Here is an 8,531-nt window from a genome sequence, read left to right as displayed (position 1 = left end):
ATAAAAAACCACCCCCGACCCGGTTTGCGGGTCGGTCTTTTTGTGCAAGATCTGGTTTGTGGGTCGGCCTTTTTTGCGTAAGCTTCGGCCAATTTTCTCTTCTAACAATCATCCGGCATCGATTTATATGTTATGAAGCATTCCCGATGCCGGAAGTGCCTGTTATGTTGACTTTTGGGCATCGCATTTGTTTATGGTACATTTTTTCGATGCAGAGGGCTATTCCTGACCTTCTTTGAGTTTAAGGACTTCTTCGGCACTTAGGCCGGAGAAATTGGAAATGTTCTCCAGAGAGAAACGGGAAACTCTCGGTGTTTTAATTTTTATAGGCATTGCCCGAAAACAGGTGCATTTCGTTGACTTTTTTTATACAAAATAATATAATTAGTGAGCGGATACAAGGAGGAGATTTATGGTACAGAAAAACGGACTGGAAGATTATTATGTAATCAGAAACCAGAAGAAATTACGCTTTGGTTATACGACTGGTTCCTGTGCGGCTGGGGCTGCCAGGGGAGCAGCACGGCTTCTGCTTGGAGAGGATGAGATCAGTGAAGTGGAGCTGATGACTCCGAAGGGAATCCTTCTTCACCTGGAGATCCTGGACAGGAAACGAAGTGAGAACGCGGCAAGCTGCGCGGTCCGTAAGGATGCAGGAGACGATCCGGATACCACAAATGGAATCCTGGTTTATGCGAAAGTTGAGAAATTTTTGATACGGTCAGATATGGAAGACCGCATCGTGATAGATGGAGGTATCGGAGTAGGACGGGTGACGAAGCCCGGGCTTTCCCAGAAGATCGGAGAGGCTGCGATCAATCCGGTGCCGAGAGCTATGATCTTACAGGCAGTCGAAGAAATTGCAGATCAGTATCACTATGAGGGCGGACTCAAAGTGACGATCTCTGTGCCGGAAGGGGAGAAGATAGCCAGAAAGACCTTCAATCCCCGTCTGGGAATCGTGGGCGGAATATCGATTCTTGGAACATCCGGTATCGTAGAGCCTATGAGTGAGAAAGCTCTGATCGACAGTATCCGGGTGGAAATGACACAGCATGCAGCAATGGGTGAGCAGTACATGCTTGTGACACCTGGAAACTACGGAGCCGATTATCTGAGGGAGCACATGGAGCTTCCTTTCGAAAAAAACATCAAATGCAGCAACTATGTAGGTGAGACGATCGACATGGCAGTAGATATGGGCGTGAAAGGGATTCTTTTTATCTCTCATATCGGCAAATTTGTCAAGGTTGCGGCAGGGATCATGAACACCCATTCACACAGTGCAGATGCACGTATGGAGGTACTTTGTTCCAATGCCATCCGTGCAGGCGGGGATCTTGCATGTGCCAGATCCATTCTGCAGTGTAATACCACAGACGAAGCATTGCGAGTCCTCGACGAGAACCACATTCTTAAGGAAACGATGAAGGAGATCACAGACAGGATCCAATTCTATCTGGACCATCGCTCCTACCAGCAGATCCTGCTCGGAGCAGTGATCTTTTCCAATGAATATGGATACCTCGGACAGACAGCGAATGCAGCGGAATTGATCGATAAAATTAGCAAAGGAGAAAAGGAATAATGGTTCATTTTGTAGGAGCAGGACCGGGAGCACCGGATCTTATCACAGTCAGAGGAAAACAGTATCTTGAGGAGGCGGACGTGATCATTTATGCAGGATCTCTTGTAAATCCGCAGCTTCTTGAATACAGCAAGGACGTATGTACGATCCACAACAGTGCCAAGATGACACTGGAAGAAGTAATTTCTGTCATCGAAAACGCAGAGGCAGAGGGTAAGATGACCGTACGTCTTCACACAGGCGATCCGTGTATCTACGGTGCGATCCGTGAGCAGATGGACATTCTCGATGAGAAGGGGATTTCCTACGATTACTGTCCAGGAGTCAGCGCATTCTGCGGTGCAGCAAGTGCACTGAATCTGGAGTACACACTTCCGGAGATTTCACAGAGCGTGATCATCACCAGAATGGAAGGACGTACACCGGTTCCGAGCAAAGAGAGCATCCAGTCTTTTGCGGCACATCAGGCAACCATGGTCGTATTCTTAAGCACCGGAATGCTCGAGGAATTGAGTAGACGACTGATCGAGGGCGGCTACACAGCAGATACACCGGCAGCGATCGTTTACAAGGCAACCTGGCCGGATGAGAAGAAATTTGTCTGCACAGTCGGAACACTTGCGCAGACAGCAGCAGAGAACAACATTACCAAGACTGCACTTATGATCATCGGAGATTCTGTCAAGGCAGCCCAGTATGACCGTTCCAAGCTTTATGATCCGGGATTTACCACAGAATTCCGTGAAGCGACCAAATAAGAATAATATGGATATTTCTATCATATGCTTCAGCCTTACCGGATTTCAGACAGCTCTGAAACTCCAGGAAGGACTGAACGCACAGGGGTATCACACCGAACTTTACAAAAAGAGTAAATATCTGGAAGATTCTGTTACGGAAAGTACAGGAAACTGGACAGCAGAGCATTTCCAGAAGGATGACGGGATGATCTTTGTTGGAGCCTGCGGGATCGCTGTACGCAGCATCGCACCACAGGTTGCCAGTAAGAAATCAGATCCGGCAGTTCTTGTCGTGGATGAGTGCGGACAGTTTGTGATCTCACTTTTGTCCGGACACCTGGGCGGGGCGAATGCACTGACTCTTGAAACGGCAGAGATTCTGGAGGCACAGCCGATCGTGACGACAGCGACTGACCTTCATAAGCGATTCGCAGTTGATGTTTTTGCCAAAAAAAACGGCTGTGAGATCTTCTTCATGAAAGCAGCGAAGGAAGTCTCAGCGGCACTGCTTGCGGGTGAGTCCGTGGGATTTTATAGTGAATTTCCATTTGAAGGATCTCTTCCGGAAGGACTGACAGCGTGCAGCGCGGATGGAACCCCGTTCGATGGAGGAACTGCCCCGGAGATCGGTGTTGCGGTTACGATCCACCCGTCCTGTCTGCCGTTTGCCTCTACCACGCAGGTAGTTCCGCCGGCAGTCACACTCGGAATGGGATGCCGTAAGAACAAAGAAACAGAAGTCATCCTGAGAGAAGCAGAGAACTGCCTCAGGGAAGCGGACATCTATCGTCAGGCAGTTGGAAATCTCGCAAGCATTTCCCTTAAGAAAGACGAGCCGGGGCTGAATGCCTTGGCAGAGGAATGGAAGATTCCTTTTATTACCTATACAGAAGAAGAACTAAAAGAAGTCGAAGGAGAATTTACTCCATCTGCTTTTGTCCGGACCATCACAGGCGTAGAGAATGTCTGTGAGAGAAGCGCAGTACTTGCATCCGGCAATGGCAGCCTTATCAGAAAAAAGACCGGGAGAGAGGGCGTGACGACAGCTCTGGGACTCCGGAAATGGGAGGTACATTTTGAATAAAATATATGTTGTAGGAATCGGACCGGGAGGCTGTGACCAGATGACCGGTATAGCAATGGAAGCTCTGAAAAAAAGTGATGCGATCATCGGATATACCGTCTATGTAGATCTTGTCAAAGACACATTTCCGGACAAAGAATTCCTGACCACACCAATGAAAAAAGAAGTTGACCGCTGCGTTCTGGCATTTGAGGAAGCAATGAAAGGCAAAGTTGTTTCCATGATCTGCAGTGGAGATGCCGGTGTTTACGGTATGGCAGGCCTTATGTATGAAGTTGGCGTAAATTATCCGGAAGTAGAACTTGAGATCGTCCCTGGTGTCACAGCAGCACTTGGCGGGGCAGCAGTCCTTGGTGCACCACTGATCCATGATTTCTGTCTCATCAGTTTAAGTGACCTTCTCACTCCGTGGGAAAAGATCGAGGCAAGACTTCTCGGCGCATCTCAGGCAGATTTCGTGATCTGTCTCTATAACCCATCCAGCAAAAAACGTCATGATTATCTTCAGAAAGCTTGTGACCTGATGATGCAGTACAAATCCCCGGACACTGTCTGCGGAACTGTCTGCAATATCGGACGTGAAGGAGAAGAATATCATCTGATGACTCTGAAAGAACTTCGTGACACACAGGTGGATATGTTTACAACCGTATTTATCGGAAATTCTCAGACAAAAGAAATCAACGGCAAGATGGTAACACCACGAGGATACAGGAATGTATAAAGTCATTGTATTTGCCGGGACGACCGAAGGATACGAGATCAGTCGTTTCCTCGGTGAAAACCAGATCCCGGTGCTGGCATGCGTGGCGACAGAATATGGTTCCAGATCCCTCAAAGAGAGTTCCAGTCTGCATGTACAGGCGGGACGTCTCGACGAGAATGAGATGAAAGAGCTTTTTTCCAGAGAAAAACCGGAACTTGTTCTGGATGCGACACATCCTTACGCAGCAGAAGTGACAAGAAATATCCGAAAAGCCTGCGAGGAAGCCGAAGTCTCTTATACGAGGATCCTCCGTACAGGCAGCGGACAGCAGAACGCTGTCTATGTTAAGGATACACAGGCAGCGGCAGAGCACCTGAAAGGAACTACAGGGAATGTTCTCCTGACCACAGGAAGCAAGGAACTGGCGGCATTTACCTCCGTTCCGGATTATAAGGAGCGCTTGTTTGCAAGAGTGCTGTCCCTTCCGTCCGTGATCGAATCCTGTCAGGCACTTGGTTTTGAAGGCCGGAACCTGATTGCGATGCAGGGACCTTTTTCCATGGAAATGAATCGGGCGATGCTTACGCAGTATGAGTGCAGATATCTGGTTACCAAGGATTCCGGCAAAGCCGGCGGCTTTCTTGAGAAGATCCAGGCGGCCGAAGCCTGTGGTGCAACTGTTGTGATCATCGGAAGACCTCTCGCAGAAGAGGGTCTGTCTCTGCGGGAATGCAGGCATATGCTGATCGAACGCTACGGACTTACCAGGAAACAGAAGGTCACACTTCTCGGAATCGGCATGGGAAGCCCGAAGACTCTGACGCAGGAGGGTCAGGAAGCTGTCCGAAACGCGGATCTTATCGTAGGCGCAAAGCGAATGGTCGATGCTGTCCGGCTTTCTGGACAGGATGTTTTTTATGAATATCGGAGCAAAGAGATCGCAGAGTATCTGATCACACATCCGGAGTACACCAAAGTTGTAGTTGCACTTTCCGGTGATGTTGGATTTTACAGCGGGGCGAAGAAACTTGCAGAACTTCTCGGACCGGATACGGAAATGATCTGTGGGATCTCATCTGTGGTTTATTTTATGTCAAAGATCGGCCTGTCCTGGGACGACGCAAAGATCGTCAGCGCGCATGGAAAAACCTGCAATCTCATTTCCCTGATCCGCACGAACCGCAAGGTTTTTGCAATCCTCGGAACGGGTGACGGAGTGCGTAAACTGGCAGAGAAGCTTACATTTTACGGAATGGGCGACGTTATTCTTCATGTCGGAGAAAATCTTTCCTATGATAACGAGAAGATCCTGGCGAAACCAGCCAGAGAACTTGTTTCCTATGAGGGAGATCCTTTGAGCGTAGTCTGTGCATATAATCCACAGGCAGAACTGGAACTGGCAACTCATGGAATTCCAGACGAAGAATTTATCCGCGGCAAGGCACCGATGACCAAGACAGAAGTGCGTACCGTTTCTCTCTCCAAACTGAGACTTCCAAAAGATGCCATCTGCTACGACATTGGTGCAGGAACAGGTTCTGTTTCTGTCGAAATGGCACTTCGCGCATCTGAAGGCGGGGTCTATGCGATCGAGAAAAAGGAGGATGCCCTGGCACTCCTTCAGGAGAATAAGAAGAAATTTGCACTGGACCATATGTACATCGTTCCGGGAACCGCACCGGAGGCACTTGAGGAACTTCCTGTGCCGACACACGCTTTTATTGGCGGATCTTCCGGAAATATGAAGGAGATCGTGGAGCTTCTGCTGAATAAGAACCCACAGGTGCGTATTGTGATCAACTGCATTACTCTGGAAACCGTGGGCGAGGCACTTGACTGCATCCGTGAACTTGAGAAGCAGGAAACTTATCAGTGCGAGAGCGAAGTCGTACAGCTCTGCGCTTCCAGATCCAAAAATATCGGACGTTACCATATGATGATGGGCGAAAATCCAATCTATATCATCACGGTACAGGCACACGAGAAATCCGAAACACAGGAGGAACAGGTATGAAGATCCCGAGAATCCTTCTGGCAGCAGGCTCCAGCGGAAGCGGCAAGACCCTGATCACCTGCGGGCTTCTTGAAGCACTGGTGGAGCGCGGTCTTAAGACGACGTCCTTTAAATGCGGGCCGGATTACATCGATCCGATGTTCCACAGCCGGGTGATCGGGACAAAGTCCCGGAATCTGGACACCTTTTTTACAGGATCAGAGGTAACGAAATATCTTCTGACCCGAAATGCCAGAGACTGTGAGATCGCAGTCATGGAAGGTGTCATGGGCTTTTATGACGGCGTTGCGGGAACTACGACCACAGCCAGTGCCTATGACCTTGCCAAAGTGACCGATACACCGGTCATCCTGATCGTAAACAGCCGTGGGATGAGTGTGTCCCTGGCTGCCTATGTCAAAGGTTTCCTGGAATATAAGAAGGACAGCCACATCAAAGGTGTGATCTTTAACCAGATGTCTCCCATGCTCTATCCGAGAATGAAGAAACTTCTGGAAGAAGAACTGGGTGTTGCGGTTCTTGGTTATGTACCGAAGGTTGAGGACTGTGTGATCGAAAGCAGACATCTTGGTCTGGTCCTTCCGGATGAGATCCCGGAACTGAAAGACAGGCTTCATAAGCTTGCAGGCGTTCTGGAAGAGACACTTGACATCGACCGGATCCTGGAACTGGCGGGCGAGGCACCGGATCTTCTGGATGCGAAGCCGGAGTCAGTGACCGATTTCAGACTCTCCGAGCCGGTGCGTATCGGCGTTGCGGAGGATGAGGCATTCTGCTTTTTCTATGCAGACAATTTCCGTCTTCTGGGCGAGATGGGGGCAGAGATTGTTCCATTTTCACCGATGGAAGATAAGCAGCTTCCGGATGATCTGGACGGGCTTTTGTTATACGGCGGCTATCCGGAATTAAACGGAAAAAAACTGGAACAAAATACCACAATGAAAGACATGATACGGGAAAAACTGAAAGCAGGGATGCCATGTATGGCAGAATGCGGAGGCTTTATGTATCTCCACGAGGAAATGGAGGGCATGGATGGGAACTTCTACCAGATGGCAGGGGTGATCCCGGGAAAAGCATACCGCACACCGAAACTTTCCAGATTTGGCTATGTGACACTGACACAGAAAAAGCCGGCTCTTGGAATGGAAGATTTCGGCGAGATCCCGGCACATGAGTTCCACTATTTTGATTCCGAAAACTGCGGCGGGGATTTTCATGCGGCGAAGCCGGAGAGTAAGCGTGGATGGGACTGTATCCATGGAACGGACACGATGCTGGCTGGTTTTCCACATCTTTATTATTATGGAAATCCCGAAGTACCGAAGGCATTTCTTAAAAAATGCCTCGCATACAAAAAACAACGATGTTCCTGCAAGCAGGAAGGTCAGGAAGAGTGACAAATGTGATCTATCATACGATAGCCCTGGCAGCAGGGTTTTTACTTGATCTGATATTTGGAGATCCCAGGTGGCTGTATCATCCGGTCTGCCTGATCGGAAATCTGATCTCCGTTCTTGAAAAGGGAATCCGCAGGATCTTTCCGAAGACAAATGCAGGAGAACTGGCTGGCGGAGTTGTGGAAACGATTCTCGTCTGTCTGTTTTCCTTTGGCGTGCCGGCTGTGCTCCTGTCTCTTCTGTACGGACATTTCCCGGTGGCGGGTGTGATCCTGGAGACATTCTGGTGCTACCAGCTCCTTGCTACCAGATCGTTAAAGGATGAGAGCATGAAGGTCTATGACCGGCTGGTAAACGGTACGATCGAGGAGGCGCGTTATGCAGTGTCCATGATCGTAGGACGTGATACCCAGGAACTCACCGATATAGGTGTCACAAAGGCAGCCGTAGAGACTGTGGCAGAGAACTGTTCTGACGGTGTGATCGCTCCGATGATCTATATGGCGATCGGCGGCGCACCGCTGATGTTTCTTTATAAAGGGATCAATACCATGGATTCCATGCTCGGCTACAAAAATGACAAGTATCTGTACTTTGGAAGATGCAGTGCCAAGCTTGATGATGTGGCAAACTTTTTTCCGGCAAGGATCTCTGGCTGGCTGATGGTTGCGGCAGCTTTTGTCTGTGGTATGGATGGCAAAAACGCAGCAAAGATCTACCGGAGAGACAGAAGAAACCATGCAAGCCCGAACTCTGCACAGACAGAGGCAGCAATGGCAGGAGCGCTTGACGTACAGCTTGCCGGCAATGCCTGCTATTTTGGCAAATTATACGAAAAACCGACGATCGGAGACCCGATTCGCGCTGTGGAACCGGAGGATATCAGACGCTCCAACCGTCTGATGTACGGAACTGCTTTTCTTGGCATTCTGATCTGCCTTATCATCCGCATCGCCGTCGGGTTCTGGATCCTGTAATACCACAACAGGCAGCAAAGGA

At 49.3% G+C, this 8,531-nt stretch carries 7 protein-coding genes; all 7 read left to right on the top strand.

Annotated features, from left to right (window positions below; all coding sequences use genetic code 11):
• Positions 1-412 precede the first annotated feature (412 nt).
• From cbiD to cbiB, 7 genes are read left to right on the top strand one after another with little or no spacing between them, the layout of a single operon-like run.
• Positions 413-1,588, top strand: a complete 1,176-nt coding sequence (cbiD, locus tag WMO75_RS08915) for a cobalt-precorrin-5B (C(1))-methyltransferase CbiD (RefSeq protein ID WP_303223066.1) — start codon at positions 413-415, stop codon at positions 1,586-1,588.
• On the top strand, positions 1,588-2,346 hold the full coding sequence (cobM, locus tag WMO75_RS08910; RefSeq protein WP_118698228.1) for a precorrin-4 C(11)-methyltransferase: 759 nt from the start codon (positions 1,588-1,590) through the stop codon (positions 2,344-2,346). The genes cbiD and cobM overlap by 1 nt, the downstream gene beginning before the upstream one ends.
• The gene (locus WMO75_RS08905) at positions 2,285-3,412 is read left to right on the top strand and encodes a cobalt-precorrin 5A hydrolase (protein ID WP_319638470.1); all 1,128 of its coding nucleotides are present in this window, start codon (positions 2,285-2,287) and stop codon (positions 3,410-3,412) included. The genes cobM and WMO75_RS08905 overlap by 62 nt, the downstream gene beginning before the upstream one ends.
• Positions 3,405-4,136, top strand: a complete 732-nt coding sequence (cobJ, locus tag WMO75_RS08900) for a precorrin-3B C(17)-methyltransferase (RefSeq protein WP_022215255.1) — start codon at positions 3,405-3,407, stop codon at positions 4,134-4,136. Before WMO75_RS08905 ends, cobJ begins: the two co-directional genes overlap by 8 nt.
• The gene (cobK, locus tag WMO75_RS08895) at positions 4,129-6,132 is read left to right on the top strand and encodes a precorrin-6A reductase (protein WP_349077926.1); all 2,004 of its coding nucleotides are present in this window, start codon (positions 4,129-4,131) and stop codon (positions 6,130-6,132) included. The genes cobJ and cobK overlap by 8 nt, the downstream gene beginning before the upstream one ends.
• Positions 6,129-7,532, top strand: coding sequence for a cobyrinic acid a,c-diamide synthase CobB (locus WMO75_RS08890; protein WP_303223068.1), 1,404 nt, complete (start codon positions 6,129-6,131; stop codon positions 7,530-7,532). The genes cobK and WMO75_RS08890 overlap by 4 nt, the downstream gene beginning before the upstream one ends.
• The gene (cbiB, locus tag WMO75_RS08885; protein WP_331529229.1) at positions 7,529-8,509 is read left to right on the top strand and encodes an adenosylcobinamide-phosphate synthase CbiB; all 981 of its coding nucleotides are present in this window, start codon (positions 7,529-7,531) and stop codon (positions 8,507-8,509) included. The genes WMO75_RS08890 and cbiB overlap by 4 nt, the downstream gene beginning before the upstream one ends.
• Positions 8,510-8,531 lie beyond the last annotated feature (22 nt).

The sequence above is a fragment of the Blautia intestinihominis genome (genome assembly GCF_040096655.1).
Classification (GTDB): Bacteria; Bacillota; Clostridia; order Lachnospirales; family Lachnospiraceae; genus Blautia_A; species Blautia_A intestinihominis.
This window is presented reverse-complemented; position numbering and strand designations above follow the sequence as displayed.

Coding starts and splice junctions, on each gene's coding strand:
- cobM (WP_118698228.1), top strand. CDS start 1,588: ATGGTTCATTTTGTAGGAGCAGGACCGGGAGCACCGGATCTTATCACA.
- cbiD (WP_303223066.1), top strand. CDS start 413: ATGGTACAGAAAAACGGACTGGAAGATTATTATGTAATCAGAAACCAG.
- WMO75_RS08890 (WP_303223068.1), top strand. CDS start 6,129: ATGAAGATCCCGAGAATCCTTCTGGCAGCAGGCTCCAGCGGAAGCGGC.
- cobK (WP_349077926.1), top strand. CDS start 4,129: ATGTATAAAGTCATTGTATTTGCCGGGACGACCGAAGGATACGAGATC.
- WMO75_RS08905 (WP_319638470.1), top strand. CDS start 2,285: ATGACCGTTCCAAGCTTTATGATCCGGGATTTACCACAGAATTCCGTG.